At 47.6% G+C, this 15,941-nt stretch carries 12 protein-coding genes and 1 pseudogene; all 13 read left to right on the forward strand.

Annotated elements, in window-relative coordinates:
• Positions 1 to 714 (forward strand): annotated as a pseudogene (locus ACF8D4_RS14900) (hypothetical protein); the annotation flags it as partial.
• Between the two features lie 6 nt (positions 715 to 720).
• Positions 721 to 1,248: a DUF4123 domain-containing protein gene (locus ACF8D4_RS14905; protein ID WP_208139931.1), complete on the forward strand. Its 528-nt coding sequence runs from the start codon at positions 721 to 723 to the stop codon at positions 1,246 to 1,248.
• 4 nt (positions 1,249 to 1,252) lie between these two features.
• Positions 1,253 to 5,194, forward strand: a complete 3,942-nt coding sequence (locus tag ACF8D4_RS14910) for a hypothetical protein (protein WP_392465730.1) — start codon at positions 1,253 to 1,255, stop codon at positions 5,192 to 5,194.
• Entirely contained in the window at positions 5,194 to 6,303 is a 1,110-nt protein-coding gene (locus ACF8D4_RS14915; RefSeq protein ID WP_392465733.1) for a hypothetical protein, read from the forward strand. The genes ACF8D4_RS14910 and ACF8D4_RS14915 overlap by 1 nt, the downstream gene beginning before the upstream one ends.
• Before the next feature lie 11 nt (positions 6,304 to 6,314).
• Positions 6,315 to 7,526 (forward strand): hypothetical protein, encoded by a 1,212-nt coding sequence (locus tag ACF8D4_RS14920; RefSeq protein ID WP_392465736.1) that lies wholly within the window; start codon positions 6,315 to 6,317, stop codon positions 7,524 to 7,526.
• Between the two features lie 11 nt (positions 7,527 to 7,537).
• Positions 7,538 to 8,689, forward strand: a complete 1,152-nt coding sequence (locus tag ACF8D4_RS14925; RefSeq protein WP_392465739.1) for a hypothetical protein — start codon at positions 7,538 to 7,540, stop codon at positions 8,687 to 8,689.
• A gap of 15 nt (positions 8,690 to 8,704) precedes the next feature.
• The gene (locus ACF8D4_RS14930; RefSeq protein WP_392465741.1) at positions 8,705 to 9,268 is read left to right on the forward strand and encodes a hypothetical protein; all 564 of its coding nucleotides are present in this window, start codon (positions 8,705 to 8,707) and stop codon (positions 9,266 to 9,268) included.
• Positions 9,172 to 9,822, forward strand: a complete 651-nt coding sequence (locus ACF8D4_RS14935) for a hypothetical protein (RefSeq protein ID WP_208161953.1) — start codon at positions 9,172 to 9,174, stop codon at positions 9,820 to 9,822. The genes ACF8D4_RS14930 and ACF8D4_RS14935 overlap by 97 nt, the downstream gene beginning before the upstream one ends.
• Before the next feature lie 889 nt (positions 9,823 to 10,711).
• Positions 10,712 to 11,200, forward strand: a complete 489-nt coding sequence (tssB, locus tag ACF8D4_RS14940; RefSeq protein WP_025012103.1) for a type VI secretion system contractile sheath small subunit — start codon at positions 10,712 to 10,714, stop codon at positions 11,198 to 11,200.
• An 85-nt stretch (positions 11,201 to 11,285) separates the two neighbouring features.
• On the forward strand, positions 11,286 to 12,761 hold the full coding sequence (tssC, locus tag ACF8D4_RS14945) for a type VI secretion system contractile sheath large subunit (protein ID WP_025889984.1): 1,476 nt from the start codon (positions 11,286 to 11,288) through the stop codon (positions 12,759 to 12,761).
• A 5-nt stretch (positions 12,762 to 12,766) separates the two neighbouring features.
• Complete coding sequence (gene tssE, locus ACF8D4_RS14950) at positions 12,767 to 13,195, forward strand: type VI secretion system baseplate subunit TssE (protein ID WP_051472870.1); 429 nt, start codon at positions 12,767 to 12,769, stop codon at positions 13,193 to 13,195.
• 2 nt (positions 13,196 to 13,197) lie between these two features.
• On the forward strand, positions 13,198 to 14,964 hold the full coding sequence (tssF, locus tag ACF8D4_RS14955) for a type VI secretion system baseplate subunit TssF (RefSeq protein ID WP_144218907.1): 1,767 nt from the start codon (positions 13,198 to 13,200) through the stop codon (positions 14,962 to 14,964).
• Positions 14,928 to 15,938 (forward strand): type VI secretion system baseplate subunit TssG, encoded by a 1,011-nt coding sequence (gene tssG / locus ACF8D4_RS14960; RefSeq protein WP_071237775.1) that lies wholly within the window; start codon positions 14,928 to 14,930, stop codon positions 15,936 to 15,938. The genes tssF and tssG overlap by 37 nt, the downstream gene beginning before the upstream one ends.
• Positions 15,939 to 15,941 lie beyond the last annotated feature (3 nt).

The following is a 15,941-nucleotide window of genomic DNA, read 5'->3' on the forward strand; positions in this document are numbered from 1 at the left end:
GTGAACCAGGTGCCTTACGCGCTGCCGGCCCACAAGACCCGCACTGTGCTGAAGACCCAGAGCCACAAGGGCGAGGGCAGCAACGAGCTGAGGTTTGAGGATGAAGCGGGGGAAGAGGAGATTTACCTGCACGCGCAGAAAGACCTGAACCTACTGACCGAGAATGACAGACACGAGCATATCAAGCACGACAGCCACCTGGATGTGGACAATGAAAGGCGCAGCCGCATCGGCGGTAATGACCACCTGACGGTGTTGGGCGAGTCCCGCCAGCAGGTAACAGGCGACAAGAGCCTGATAGTGGATGGCAGCTTACATCTAAAAGCCGGCTCCGTGTGGGTTAATGAAACCGGTGATGAAATTCATATCAAGGCGGGGCAAAAGGTGGTGTTGGAGTCTTCCTCTGAAATCACAGTCAAAGCCGGTGGCAGTTTTGTCAAAGTCGATCCGGCCGGGGTGCATCTTTCCGGCCCAGGGATCAACCTTAATGCCGGCGGCGGCGCAGCATCAGGCAGTGGTTATGGCGGTAAAGCGCCGGAGCTTCCGGGAGAAGTGGCCGCTGCCGAGCTTCCTAATCCCTTACCTCTACAATTGGCTCCCGCCAGCATGGAAATGCTCTCCTACAACAATGTCGCCGTGGCTCGCTTGTGCCAAAAGCAAACCGATGGCAGTTGTCCTCTGGAAGATTGCCCCTGCTTGAAGCACAAGGGGTAATGGGCCATGAGTGAGTTACTGCCTGAATTGGCCGGTGTCGAATATTGGATGCTGACCGACAAAATTCGTTATCCCAAGGTGATGCAGCTGGCTTATCAACATGAAGCGGCTCCCGAATTGGCCGATCTCTTCATCAATAGTCCATTTGCCTACCTGATGCCACAGAGCCCGGTCATCTTTCGTTTGCGCCACGACAGCAGCCTGTTGCCCATATGGCAAAATGACTCCCTCTGGCGCAGCTCGGCGGTGATTTTTGGCAGCCAGGCTGGGGTGTTCGACACACTGAAACAACACTTACTGGCCCTGTTACAGCCCAGGATCCTGGGGCGCCAGACCATCTTCAGATATTACAGCAATCAAACGCTGGACCCCTTGTACTCTGAACTGGATGCCGATGACAGGGACACCCTTCTGGGGCCTGCCTCGGCGCTTTGGTGGACCTCCCAGCAGGGCGAACTCAGGTCTCTGAAACACACACCCAAAGCCGTTGAAAGCTATAGCTTTAATTCAGCCGTTTTTAGTAAATGGATTTAGTGAAATGAATCATAAAGATAACTTGGCACTTAGGGCTTGCCAAAACGTCCAGGATGAATGCCTGAGAATGTTGGCCGACTATCACAAAATGGATTATGCCGAATTGGCGAACATGAATACTCTGGAGCTGCAGAATAAATTCATCAGTTGGAAGTATGAAGTCGTACCTATTGACGTCAACAAGCATCTGCCTACCGTTACGCCTCCAGAGGATGGGGCCTGTGGAAAAGGAATTACAACCTGTGAAGGTGCCTATGTGGAGTATGAAGACGTACTCTATGTGCCAAATCATCCAAAGGATGGGAAGCGCTATTGGTATGCCCTGACCTCTGAAGCGTTAGAAAGACTCAAGCAAGAAAGACAGCATTTGCAACTCAGTGACATGGATATCAATGCGCCCGACTTTAATGAAAAGATGCTGCAAAAGCTCAATGAGCTTGGGTTGCTCTCTCGTTATGACTATTTACCGTATGAGATATTTCTTTCTGATGCGGCAGATAAAGAAAGGTACAAAACATTATGGTTGCTCAAATGGACCCAAGGGCTGGGACTCTGGGTAAAGGCTGAACTTAATGAGTTGGATGATTATGCCCGCAGCGTAGGCTTTGAGTTGCTGGCTAAATATTCTTTTATCAAGAGTGAGGTTGAGCTGCGCGTAAGAGCGGCTAATCATTACCCATCAGGTTCTTTGGATAGCTTGAATACCCAATATGTCTTGGGCGAGGCCAGAAAAAAAATTGAATTAGAACTGAAAGAATATGTGTTGGCTGAATGCAAAAAGCTGGAAGATAAAGCCAAAAAACAGGCCAATGGTTGGGAAACCGATGATGGCACTAAGTTTATTTATGATGAAAATTTAGATTATTTCACCAGTGATAAAGAGAAGAATATAGGTCTCTATGTCAGCAGTCTGAAACGCACTTTGGGATTTGAGTATAAGTCATTAGCTTCTCAAAGTGATAGTGAGGCTGCTAAAACAGTTAATTATTTCTGGGGAGAAGAGTTTGTTCAGTATGATGATATTTTGAATGAGTCAGAAATTTCCTGGTCTAAATTAAGTAGCCTTAGTGGTTCTTTAGGCTATGATGCTAGGAAATATGGTTTTTACTGGAATCTTTTGATGTTTAATCTTTCCGGTATGGTCCTCAAGGAACAATGTCTTACATTAGAAGAGTTGAATAATAATAATCTATATAAAGAAATGTTTTCTTCATATAGACAGTATTCAAAAAAATATAATGCTGTTATTAATGTTCGGCGTTCATCATTTTTTGGCAATGATGAACTGAATAATGAACAGGTAGAACTTCTTTTTGAACTGTTACAGAAGGATCGAAAACAAAAGCATTTTGAGCAATCGGATGACTATGTCTGGCTCAAGGCTTTCATGGAGAGTGGCGGTTTTCAGTGGGGCTATTGGGATACGGTAGCTCTGGATATTAAGCTGGATGCTTTTTGGGAGAAGCAAGTTAAAGACCTACGGCAGATAAAACTGGAATCCATTCCGGATTTCTTTGAAAAACCCTTGTTAATCAAGAAAGCCTGTAAAGTTCGAATGGATTACTGGAAGACGCTTGCAAACTCCAGAGCTCAAAAGGGCGATGTGAGCAATATCAGTAAGAAAGTCAACAAGGAATCCTATTCAGTGCTTTGGAATTTTGAAGACTGGAGACCTGCCGTAAAACACCCGGGCATGATAATGAATCTGCCTGATAACAATGATCTCAGGGTTGTTGAATGTTATCTGCTCTCAGAAGGAGATGAAGGTACCCCTTTCTACCTCAGAACCCCATCTTGGTTGCTACCCGCATCCTCGGAAAAGCACCTGGTTAGTTCAGGCAAGGGGCATGTTAAAGACATTTCTCAGCGGGTGGCCTTATCAGCCTCAACCAAAGCGGTTGAATCCAAGGAGGAGCGTGACGAATTAAATGCGGCTGATGCGCAGCAGAAAGAACCTAAGCTGAACCAATTTCCCAAGGATGTGGCCGAGACAGTCAAACAAACAAAAGTTCGACTGCCTAAAGATGCATACAAGAAGTTTATGAATCAAATTTCTGAGAATAAACAACTTTCTCTCGATATGTCCTTGATTCATTTTCAAAATGAGCATTCTTTGCTGGGCAAGGATTGGGCCTACCAATCAAACACCAGTATGGATGGCTATACTGTTTCCGCCGATGCCCAACTTATGCGTTTCACCTCATCGGCAACCACTTCTTTAACGGCTCCGGGGCTGGCTATCCAAGGTTCTGAAGTAGCCAAAAGACTCAGTGGAGACACTGCGCTTAATCTATCTCTGGATCTGGCCAGAGCACAATTGGGTTTCAGTGCCTGGTTTCCCTTGGGAAACAAGGCTCCCGGAAACGCTTATGTGCCTTATAACCCCATGCCAGTGAAAGGGTTACAGCTTGATTTTCCCTATATTGCGCGCAAGTCGGGTAATGAAGTCAAGCAACTGTATCAAGCCGGTGAAATTTGTTTTTGGCTACAGGTAACCACATACGGCCTTATAGCAGCCAGTTTGAATTTGGCTACAAACATCAGCATAGGTCCCAGTTCAGATGGAAATGATGTAGGTGTTAAAGGCTCCGCGTTTCGGCCATCGGGTTATAATCGTTCGAAAATAAAGGCCGAGGGGCCAGAGAATGTTATAGAAGGGGCCGCCCAGGCCGGAGCTACTGCGGAACTGTTTGCCGGTGCAGAAGTCGGCGGCACGGTAACAGGAGAAGTTCATTGGAAACCCCCAATGTCTTCCGATGTTCTTGATAAGAAGCAAGAGAAGGAAGCGAAAGAGACGAAGCAAGATAAGGAGCAATTAAACACCAATCAGTGGCGAAAGCTCGGTTCAATAACTGCCGGCGGCGCTGCAGGGATAGGTATTGGTGTTGAAGGGACATTTCGTTTGGGCTATGACGCGGGTTGTTTCTTCTTGGTCGTCGGCGCCAAGGTTGTTTGTGGCCCCGGGGTAAAGGGCAGCTTGAATATTGCAATCGACCCTTTCAGTACAGATCTTTTTGTTGGCTGTTTGTTGAACATGCTAAAGCAGAGCGGCTTTAGTCGTTTGGCCGTCTTTGACGATGAAGACTCCAAACTTTTTTATATACTCAACCAAAGATTGACCTTGGCAATCGCCACAGGGCTCAGTCTGGCCGATATATTACTATTCCCTCCAAGGGTTTACGCAGATTGGTTGCATAAGTCGACTCAGGAAGATTATGCGCCAGTAATTGCCTCCCGGATTCTGCAAACTCAGCAACGTGAGAAGACACGGACCTGGCTTAAGGATTCTCCTCCGGAAACCTTGGCTGCCTTATTCGATGCCTTAATAGCATCCCCGGGAGGGAATGGCAGTGGCATTCAGGCCGAAGCACTGCTGTTTATTATGCGACAACTGCAACCGGGAGACGATACAAGGGAGGTTGTATTGCGCCGCCGCCAATTTACCAAGGCACTGGAGTTAATGGGAGTGAAGGAGGGCCAGGAGGCGGCTTCTTATCTCAGGCGTTGGCAAAGAGTGCTAGATAATTGGTTAAAGTTAGCTCACTTTTTCTCCAAGATTGATGGCCGAGTAGGGGAAGATAAAAGAGATAACATTCATGATGACTTTAATAAATATATTGGTCTGCTGTGTAGTGGGATGTGTTGGTATTCCAACGAATGGGATGAGATAGGACTTGGTCGCGATAGAAAACCAAAGGTCAGCCGCGAGAGTGTCTATGGCTGTTATTTAACCCCCGAAGGGTTAAAGGCCATGGTCGATGCCAAGATAGTCGATTCCGATAGCCAAAAATACCGGACTTTGCAAGAATCCGTGAATGAGGCAGAAAACTTGGCCATGTTCGAACGCCGGCGGAATGGCTTGTTCAAGCAAAGAAATTGGAGCCTGACTGAGTTGGATACCCTGCTTCCCCCTTACAGAACAAAGAAAACAGAGGGCTTGTTTTGATGGTGCAGATTCAAAGTTCAAATTTTAATAAAACCCATAAATTAATCATTGCAGCACTGGTGTTATTGATATGCTTGCTCGGGCTGTGGCTATATGGCGGCCATAGTACACAACCCAGCCCCCATGCTGCAATTATTGATAATGACGAGTTACTGGCTTTGGCGGCCGAGAGTCAGCCCAATCCGGATATCTATGCCAGTAGCTTGATCAAACCCGGTGATCCTTTATTCAAAGGTTTATATGAGCTGCAGTCGCTGAGAAGGGATTTGGCCGAAAGTGCACTCTTGCCGCTGGCCGAGGCAGGCAACAGTGATGCCATGTTATGGTATGGTATGACGGTCTTGCGCTCCAGTGTTCTATCTGGTGGAGGCAAATGGATCCATGAGGCTGCTATGGCCGGAAACCCCTATGCGATGCGGCGCTTGGTACCGGCGGGAGAAACCCTTCAGGATTGTGAATGGTATCTTGGCAGTTACTGCGAGGATGCCTGGGCGGATAAGGCGCGGGAAGCTTTCCAGCAGCGCTTGCAAGCCAATCCTGATGATATGCTGAGTCGCTATGCAGCCTCCATGGATGCCGACAGGGCTGCTGAAGCGGCCAAGCAGAAGTATTATGCGCCTATGGTAAGTCTGGCATTTGATTATGGTCTAGCTTATGAGGCTGGGGAGCTCAGTGAAGCCGATGCTGCCAAGGTGGTAGCCCTGTTAAAAATGGCGGCCAATGATAACTTCGCACCGGCAATGGATATGCTGGCGGGGACTTTTTACAAGGTTATCGGTTTTGAGATGGCCAATTATTATGCCAAAAGAGCATTTCATTTAGGTTTTAACTCTTTAGATGCCATTATCCACGTGAATAGGAAAGAGTGGCTTAAAGGAACGAATCGGGATGAAATGCTGGTCGCTTTATCCTATATATATGCGGCAGAAAAGTATTATAGAGAAAGTAACGTCGACTTTAGGGTTATAGACAGACTTAATAAGAGTGAAGAACCTGTGACTGATGCTGAAATTTCAGTTGCTAAAAAACAGGCTGAAAAAATTATCTCAGAAATAACGCCGGTTATTTATATCGATGAGATTTATGATGTCGAATCTTATAACTACTAAATGTTTAGATAATGAGCGAGCGAGGATGCGAGGGAAGAGTAGGTGTCATCCGTAAATTGGCCCCGAATGGAGATATTTCCCTCCATCCTGAAAACAGAGGGCTTGCTTTGATGATGCAAACTCAAAGTTCAAAACTTAATAAAAACCATAAATTAATCATTGCAGCACAGGTATTATCGATATGCTTGTTAGGGCTGTGGCTATATGGCGGCCAGAGTACACAACCCAGCCAACATGCTGCGATTATTGAAAATGATGAGTTACTGGCTTTGGCTGCCGAGAGTCAGCCCAATCCGGATATCTATGCCAGTAGCTTGGTCAAACCCGGTGATCCTTTGTTTGTAGGTTTAAAGGTGTTGCAGGAGGGTAAGGATGATATTGCCGTTGAGGTTTTCGGTAAGATGGCCGAGGATGGAAATACAGATGCGATGTTATGGTATGGGCTAACCAATATGGGCGCCGGTGTATACGGTACAGCCTCGGCTGTAGAGTGGATTAATAAAGCGGCTCAGCAAGGAAACCCCTATGCGATGCGGCGCTTGGTACCGGCGGGGGAAACCCTTCAGGATTGTGAATGGTATCTTGGCAGTTACTGCGACGATGCCTGGGTGGACAAGGCGCGGGAAGCTTTCCGGCAGCGCTTGCAAGCCAATCCCGATGATGTACTGAGTCGCTATGCAGCCTCCATGGATGCCGACAGGGCGGCAGAAGCGGCTAAGCAGAAGTATTATGCCCCTATGGTAAGTCTGGCATTCGATTATGGTCTAGCTTACGAGGCTGGTAAACTCAGTGAAGCCGATACAGCTAAGGTAGTGACTCTACTCAAAATGGCGGCTAACGATAACTTTGCACCGGCAATGGATATGCTGGCGGGTATTTTCTATAAAGTTATCGGCTTTGAAATGGCCAATTATTATGCTAAAAGAGCATTTCATTTAGGTTTTAACTCCTCACGTTCAATTATTCACGTGAATAGGAAAGAGTGGCCGAAAGGAACGAATCGAGATGAAATGCTGGTCGCTTTATCCTATATATATGCCGCTGAAAAGTATTATAGAGAAAGTAATGTCGACTTTATGATTATAAAAAGCCTTGATAAGGGGGGCGCACCTGTAAGTGAAGCCGAAGTTTCAGCAGCTAAAGAACAAGCCGAAAAAATCATCTCAGAAATAACGCCGGTTATTTATATCGATGCAATTTACGATGTAGAAGCCTATCACTAGCAGAGGTAAGCATGGATGCGACTGTAGGCACAATCATAGAGAAGTTTGAAAAGATCTCTGCAAAGAAGAAGCGGGTCGGGTTGCAGTTGCTGGCGGTAGCCTCGTTTTTTGCTCTCTTAGCCGTTGTTATCTACTTATATATCAACAGGGATCTTAGCTATTCGCATCAACCCATTCTTGAAAATAAGGAGCTCTTGGCACTTGCAGCCAAGAGTCAGCCTAATCCGGACATCTATGCCAGTAGCTTGATTAAACCCGACAACCCCTTATTTTCCGGTCTCTATAAGTTGCAGTTACAGCAGTATCGTGCCGCCAGTGGTGAGCTGGCGGCCTTTGCCAGTAGCGATAATCCAAAGGGAATGTATTGGTATGGTTTGGCATCATTGGGGCTGAATATACTCAGCTCTGATGCGCCGAGTATGATAGAGCGGTCGGCCGAGCTGGGTAATCCCTATGCGATGAAAAAGCTTATTCCCACTAAAGACAAAGAAAATCCCTGCCATTTTTACTTGGTGGGCTTCTGTGATCGGGGTTGGGCGGATAAAGCCCAGCAAGCCTTTGAAGAAATTGTAAAAAGTAACCCAACAGATGTGCGGGCTCGTTATGCTGCTTCAAAGGCGTTGAATAGAGCGGCTGAGGCAGCAAAGGGCAAGTACTATTCACCAATGGTTGAGCAGATTAATGTATATTTTAATTCTTTTGGAAAGGGGAAAAGTCCAAGTGATGCAGAGATGATTGAGCTGGTTTCACTTTTGAATATGGCAGCAAATGATAATTTTGTCCCGGCGATGCGGATGCTAATAGGCGGTGCATTCGATAACACTATCGGCTATGAAAGAGTAATATTTTGGTCTGAAAAAGCAATGGTGTTAGGTAGTCACTCGGCAAATTCAATATATTTTATAAATAAAGATAAGTTTAAAGATACATCTAAAAGAGAGTATCTGGTAAAGTCGTTGCCATCGGCATATGTTGCTGATAGATATTTTGGTGATGACGGATTGTTACAGCTTTTAAATGATGATGTTGGTAAAATAAATAAGCCATTTTCTGAAGCTGAACTGAGTGATGCCAAGGAGAAAGCGAAAAAAATTATTGAAGAAATAACTCCTGTTGTATATATCGATGAGTTATTCGATCATCGTTATTATAATTATTATTAATCCTACTATCTGTAGATGAGACAACAAACGGTTAAGTTTAAATTAGTTGCTTTTAGTGTTTCATTGCGAACAATCGGAACACTGGTGTTATTGATATGCCTGTTCGGGCTGTGGTTATATGGCGGCCAGAGTACACAACCCAGCCCCCATGCTGCAATTATTGATAATGACGAGTTACTGGCTTTGGCGGCTGAGAGTCAGCCCAATCCGGATATCTATGCCAGTAGCTTGGTCAAACCCGGTGATCCTTTATTCAAAGGTTTATATGAGTTGCAGTCGCTGAGAAGGGATTTGGCCGAAAAGGCTCTCTTGCCGCTGGCCGAGGCAGGCAACAGTGATGCCATGTTATGGTATGGTATGACGGTCTTGCGCTCCAGTGTTCTGTCTGCTGGAGACAAATGGATCCATGAGGCTGCTATGGCCGGAAACCCCTATGCGATGCGGCGCTTGGTACCAACGGGAGAAACCCTTCAGGATTGTGAATGGTATCTTGGCAGTTATACTGCGATGATACCTGGGCGGACAAGGCGCGGGAAGCTTTCCAGCAGCGCTTGCAAGCCAATCCAGATGATGTACTGAGTCGTTATGCGGTTTCTATGGATGCCGACAGGGCGGCTGAAGCGGCAAAGCAAAAGTACTATGCGCCATTGGTCTATTTAGCGAAAGGCTATGGGAAGAGCTATGAAGATGGAAAACTAAGCGATGAGAAGGCCAGAAAAGTCGTCTCCCTCTTGATTATGGCTGCCAATGATAATTTTACACCCGCAATGGATTTATTGAGCAGCGTTTTTGCTCCTGTTTTAGGTTATGAACGAGCCACTTACTGGGCAAATAGGGCTATAAAATTGGGCAATAATTCAGTTCTCGGAATTCTATTCAGAAATATAGATGAGTTTAAAATTAATTCCGATCGAAGCTATTTAATAAAAGCCCTTCCATATGTATTAGTTGAGAAAGATTTTTTTAGAGATCAGTCAGCTTTAGATGTTTTAGAATATGAGCTAGATAATGTAGGTGAACCTATTACCGAAGAAGAGCTTGCAGCGGCTGAAGAAAAGGCAAAGAGAATTGTCGAGGAAATGACGCCGGTTATTTATATCGATGCAATTTACGATGTGGAAGCCTATCACTAGCAAGATCATGGATACGACAAGATAAGATCTCTGCTGATGTAGTTATATCTCAGCAGAGATCTTAGCAACCCATCCTGCAAATAATGAACTCTTGGCCTTGAAGGAGTCCCTAACCATTCGGGCCTTCCTGCAGTATTTACCTGTTTAAAGAAGTCACTCCAGATCCAGCGAAAAGGTGCTGCTTCCTATTGGGTATCACAGGCACCACTCACTTCCTTGTCGAGGCTGCTTAGAGATAACACTTTTCTAGTTGTATCGAATAGGTTTGGAATCTCTGCCGCCATCCAAGATGCCGGGCAGCTAGATTGATGTGGCAAAGCAGGAAACAATGGGCAAAGAAAAGTGGTCACTGTTTATAGCATTCGCGGTGAGACTCGCCTCGCACCCACTTCTGTTTACCTATGTAGAGCGCGTATGGGACCCATAGGTAGCTTCCTTAGCGGTCCTTTGCTTGCTTGGTGACTCTCTGCTCTCTAGTCTCTGGTCTCTGGCTTGGTTTTTTGACCGGTTACTGTAATTTAACAAACGCTAATACTTAGGTCTTGGTTTTTTCCCGCTTTTGCAGAATAGGCCAAGGATCTTTCTTTATTCACTGTAAGAGATCTCTTACTTTTTGCTTTTGAAACTGACTTTTTAATGGCATGCCATCTCTATAAAAAAGTAGTTTTGATTATCTAATGTTCTTAAATTTAACCTTTTGGGATAATATCCACCCCACTAAAGTATTATATGTTTTAATATTATTGTTTCCTTTGTTAAGTAAATGTGATTGCGCCTATTATACTAAGGTCTGAAACGCCGATTGACTATAACTTGTTGGGCTTGTAAGTTAGGTCTGCTTTTGAAATGGACTTACCAGTCGTAAAAGATCTTATATGGAGATAATCTCATGGCGAAAGATGGTTCAGTCGCTCCGAAGGAACGTATTAACATCAAATATGTTCCTTCTACGGGTGATCAACAGAGTGAAATGGAACTTCCTCTTAAGTTGTTGGTTTTAGGTGACTTTAAGGGTCATCCTGAAGACTCTCAATTGGAAGAGCGTAAGACGGTTCAAGTTGATAAATCTAATTTTGAATCCGTTATGAAAGAAGCCAATCTGTCAATTTCTGCGACAGTTGACAATAAATTGACAGATGAAGATGGTGCTGAGTTGTCTGTTGATCTTAAATTCGATTCCCTCAAAGATTTCTCACCTGATTCTATCGGTGAGCAGGTTCCTGAAATTCAAAAGTTAATCGAACTTCGTGAAGCTTTGGTTGCACTTAAGGGACCATTGGGAAATATTCCTGCCTTCAGAGCTAAGTTGCAGGAATTAATTGCAACGGAAGAGTCTAGAGAAAAGCTGCTGAGTGAATTGCAGCAGATGGAACAATAATTCAAGCCAATATAAGCCGTTATGGAGATAGGCTGTGGATTATGTCTCGGATATAGACACAAGTGTAATTGAGGAATCAAAATTCATGGATGTTCAAAATCAAACATCAGGCGCTTCCCAAAGTGCCAATGCAACTCTGCTCGATCAGATAATGGCACAAACCCGGATGGCGCCGGTGGATGAAGGCTATGACATTGCTCGCCGTGGTGTTGCTGCTTTCATCGGTAACATTCTGGAGACAGACAACACTGCCGAGCCGGTCAACAAGGCTCTGGTCGACAAGATGTTGGTTGAGCTGGATAAGAAGATCAGCCAACAGATGGATGCCATTCTGCACAATGAAAAGGTGCAGCAGATAGAATCAGCCTGGCGCAGCCTCAAGCTGTTGGTTGACAGAACCGATTTCCGTGAGAATATCAAAATTGAATTGCTGCACGTTACCAAAGACGAGCTGCTGGATGATTTTGAATTTTCACCGGAAACTGCTCAGTCCGGTCTGTATAAGCATGTTTATTCTGCCGGTTACGGCCAATTCGGTGGTGAGCCTGTCGGTGCTATCGTCGGTAACTATGCCTTCACCCCTTCGACTCAGGATATGAAGCTGCTGCAGTACGTTGGTGCTGTTGGAGCCATGGCTCATGCGCCATTCCTGTCTTCAGTTGCGCCTGAATTCTTCGGTGTCGACTCGTTTGAAGAACTGCCGAATCTCAAGGATCTCAAGTCTACTTTCGAAAGCCCCAAGTACACCAAGTGGCGTGGGCTGCGTGAGTCTGAAGATGCCCGCTACATAGGCCTGACGGCGCCTCGCTTCCTGCTGCGTGTGCCTTATGACCCAATCGATAACCCGGTTCGCAGCTTTAACTATCGTGAAAATGTCAGCGCCAGCCACGAAGATTACCTCTGGGGTAACACGGCGTTTGCTCTGGCTACTCGTTTGACCGAGAGCTTCGCCAAGTATCGCTGGTGTCCTAACATCATTGGCCCACAGAGCGGTGGTGCGGTGGAAGATCTGCCGGTACACGTGTTTGAATCCATGGGCGCTTTGCAGTCCAAGATCCCGACCGAAGTCTTGATCACCGACCGCAAGGAATTTGAACTGGCCGATGAAGGCTTTATCAGCCTGACTATGCGTAAGGGCAGTGACAATGCGGCCTTCTTCTCTGCCAACTCGATTCAAAAACCCAAGGTGTTCCCCAACACCAAGGAAGGCAAGGAAGCCGAGACCAACTACAAGTTGGGTACCCAGATCCCTTACATGATGATCATCAACCGCCTGGCACACTACATCAAGGTGTTGCAGCGTGAGCAGATAGGTTCCTGGAAAGAGCGTCAGGATCTGGAGCGCGAGCTGAACAACTGGATCAAACAGTATGTCGCCGATCAGGAAAACCCACCGGCAGATGTTCGTAGCCGTCGTCCTTTGCGTGCCGCCAAGGTTGAGGTGATGGATGTTCAGGGTGATCCAGGTTGGTATCAGGTTTCCATGGCTGTGCGTCCGCACTTCAAGTACATGGGTGCCAACTTTGAACTGTCGCTGGTAGGACGTTTGGATCAGGAGTAATCACGTTGTTGAACGATGATTTCTCCGGAACTTTTGGTGTCGGCTTCTTTGAACGCTTGGGAGCCGAACGCCAAAGTGGATATGGCGACAGCAGCTTGGATGCTGTCGTCGATTCCATCAAACGTAATGTTTCACATATTCTCAATACCCGCATTGGAGAAAGCCAGAGCTGTCCTGAACTGGGACTGTTCGATTTCAATGATGCCAGTTCCGGCAGTGTGGATCTTGGCCTGAGGATGCGTAACGGAATCAAGGCTTGCCTGAGCCGCTTTGAACCCAGGCTGACAGATATTGATGTCAGCGTGTTGTTCGATGAGGGCAATCCGATGAATCTCAGGTTCCACATCTACGGCAGCATCAGAGTGGCTTCCAACAAGGATAAGTTGAAGATCGATTTGTTATTGGATAACAGTCGCAGATACAGAGTGGTTTAGCAGTGCCTCAGGACAAATACTTCAGGGATGAACTTGCTTTCTTGAGAGAGCAGGGGCGGGAATTTTCGGATATCCATCCGCAGTTGGCGCGTTATCTTCACGGTAACCACACTGATCCCGATATCGAGCGTTTGCTCGAGGGCTTTGCTTTTCTGACCGGTCGACTCAGGGAAAAGATTGACGATGAATTCCCCGAGTTTACTCACTCGATGATCAGCATGCTGTGGCCCAACTATCTCAGGCCTATTCCCAGTCATACCATCATGCGTTTCTATCCGCATGAGAAGGGGATCACCCACAGGCAGGAGATTGCGGCCGGTTGTATGCTGGACAGTCATCCGGTTGAAGGGCAGATCTGCCATTTTCGTACCTGTCGTCCTGTTGATGTTTATCCGGTGCAAATCCGTCATATAGATGCTTCCCATTCCCGGGAAGCCTCTATTATTCAATTGGATTTTGATAACAACAGCGACCTCTCCCTGCTTGAAATGGGGCTGGAAAGCCTCAGGTTTTATCTGGGAGGCCAAAGCTACAGTGCCCAGATGCTGTATCTTTGGTTGAATCATTATCTGGACTCTATCGAAATTGTCGGCGCCCATGGCTGCTATCGCTTGCCGCGCAGCAGCTTTGCGTCAGTAGGATTTGAGGCCGGCAGCGGTATCTTGCCCTATCCGAAAAACGTCTATGAAGGCTACCGGATCCTGCAGGAGTACCTGACATTCCCCGAGGCGTTTCATTTCTTCGATATCAAGGGAATCGCCAAGTGTATCCCCGAATATCTCAAGGGTGACTTCAGCCTCAAACTCACTTTTTCAAAGACGTTGCCTGCCGACGTGCATGTGCGTCAGGATACTTTCCTGCTTTACTGTGTTCCGGCTATCAACCTGTTTGAGCACGACGCCGATCCTATCGATCTCAACGGCAAGCGGGTCGAATACCCGATTGTGCCCTCCAGTCGCCATCCATCTCACTTTGAAATCTTCAGTGTCGACAAGGTGCAGGGTTGGCTGGACTCCAATGAGGGCAGAATGCGCGGCCAACAGCGGATCTATTCGCCGTTTGAGAGTTTCCAACATGAAGTGGAGCGCGCCCGTAATCGCACCGCGCTTTATTACCGGATGCGGGTGCGCGACAGCATGCGCAACGACGGCCTGGATCATTGCCTCTCATTTGTGCGCAGCGATGAGACCCAGTGCCTGGACATGACAGAAGCCGTGTCGGTGACACTGACCTGCTCCAACCGGCAACTGCCGACCAAGTTGGGCAAGGGTGACATCTGCGTCGCCACAGATACATCGCCAAGCTTTGCCCGTTTCAGCAATATCACCGAGCCCAGCCACCCTTTGCGGCCTGTGCTCGATGGCAGTTTGCTGTGGACCCTGATCTCCAACTTGTCGCTCAACTATCTGTCACTGCTGTCCCGTGATGCCATCTGTTCCATCATCCGCGCCTATGACTTCAAGGCGTTGGTCGACAGACAAGCCGAGCGGGTCACCCGGATGCGACTCGACGGCATCAGCAGTATTCAGTCCGGGCCGACCGAAAGAATTGTCAGGGGATTGCCGGTTCGCGGCCTCAAGACAGAGCTGGTACTCGACCAACAGTATTTCGGCTCCGAGGGCGACCTTTACCTGTTCGGCACTGTGCTGAACCACTTTTTTGCCCTCTACGCCAGCATCAACTCGTTTCATGAGTTGGTGGTTATCAATGCTCATAACAAGGAAAGGTACACATGGGATATCCAGAGCGGTCAACAACCGCTGATATAACCTTTCCGGAGCCGGGTGGCAGCAGGCTGCCGCAGGACTACCGTGAGTACAGCTTTTTCCAGTTGGTGGAGTTATTGCACCAACTGGAAGACAGAGATCCGGAAGATGCCCAGTGGGAACTGGCCGGTGAGTTGCAGTTCAGCGCCAATCCAAGCCTTGGATTTGCGCCGGCGGATATCTCCATGCTCGAGTCTCTGGGGGATGGGCGCCTGCGGCTGGAGACCTGTTTTCTCGGTCTCAATGGCGCCCAGTCGCCGCTGCCCAGTTACCTGCTGGATATGCTGCTCGACGATGAAGACGGCATTCGGCGCAACTTCCTGGATTTCTTTAATAACAGGTTGATTTCCTTGTTGTATCGCCTGTGGCGCAAATACCGTTATTACGTGCGTTTTCAGGACGATGCCAGCGACAGCTTTTCGGCCCAGGTCTACGCCCTGGTGGGGCTGGCCAACGAGGATATCCGCGGCGACACGCCAATCAACTGGTGCAAGATGCTGGCCTACGCCGGCATGCTCGCCGGTCGCAGCCGCTCGCCGCAGGCGGTTGCCGGCATAGTGGCGCACTGTTTCGACCTGCCCCAGGTGAGCATTCGCCAATGGCAACTGCGACAGGTGGAGATCCCCGAGTCCCAGCGTTGCCGTTTGGGGATGGCCAATTCCAGGCTGGGGGAAGACACCATGCTTGGGGAGCGGGTCGGCGATCTGTGCGGCAAGTTTGTGCTCTGCATGGAAGAGCTGTCGTTAGAGCGTTTTCGCGATTTTCTGCCATCCGGGCGGGAGTTCCAGCCACTTTGCAAGGTGATGGAAGTGATCCTGCGGGAACAGATGGCCTATGACCTTGAGCTGACGCTCAGGGAAGATGAAGCCCCGCTGCTGCAACTGGGGGAAGAAAAGGGCGGCCAATTGGGATGGTCCTCTTTCCTCGGCAAGGGCGATAGCACGCGCAAGAGCGTATTGATTCAAATCAGGCAATAAAGG

This window comes from Shewanella sp. YQ_9 (assembly GCF_043103185.1).
Lineage (GTDB): Bacteria > Pseudomonadota > Gammaproteobacteria > Enterobacterales > Shewanellaceae > Shewanella > Shewanella algae.

Bases quoted from the DNA above. Each gene is read 5' to 3' on its own strand.
- tssG (WP_071237775.1), top strand. From the start codon at position 14,928: ATGGGATATCCAGAGCGGTCAACAACCGCTGATATAACCTTTCCGGAG.
- ACF8D4_RS14925 (WP_392465739.1), top strand. From the start codon at position 7,538: ATGGATGCGACTGTAGGCACAATCATAGAGAAGTTTGAAAAGATCTCT.
- ACF8D4_RS14920 (WP_392465736.1), top strand. From the start codon at position 6,315: ATGAGCGAGCGAGGATGCGAGGGAAGAGTAGGTGTCATCCGTAAATTG.
- tssC (WP_025889984.1), top strand. From the start codon at position 11,286: ATGGATGTTCAAAATCAAACATCAGGCGCTTCCCAAAGTGCCAATGCA.
- ACF8D4_RS14910 (WP_392465730.1), top strand. From the start codon at position 1,253: ATGAATCATAAAGATAACTTGGCACTTAGGGCTTGCCAAAACGTCCAG.
- ACF8D4_RS14905 (WP_208139931.1), top strand. From the start codon at position 721: ATGAGTGAGTTACTGCCTGAATTGGCCGGTGTCGAATATTGGATGCTG.
- ACF8D4_RS14930 (WP_392465741.1), top strand. From the start codon at position 8,705: ATGAGACAACAAACGGTTAAGTTTAAATTAGTTGCTTTTAGTGTTTCA.
- tssB (WP_025012103.1), top strand. From the start codon at position 10,712: ATGGCGAAAGATGGTTCAGTCGCTCCGAAGGAACGTATTAACATCAAA.
- ACF8D4_RS14915 (WP_392465733.1), top strand. From the start codon at position 5,194: ATGGTGCAGATTCAAAGTTCAAATTTTAATAAAACCCATAAATTAATC.
- ACF8D4_RS14935 (WP_208161953.1), top strand. From the start codon at position 9,172: ATGGTATCTTGGCAGTTATACTGCGATGATACCTGGGCGGACAAGGCG.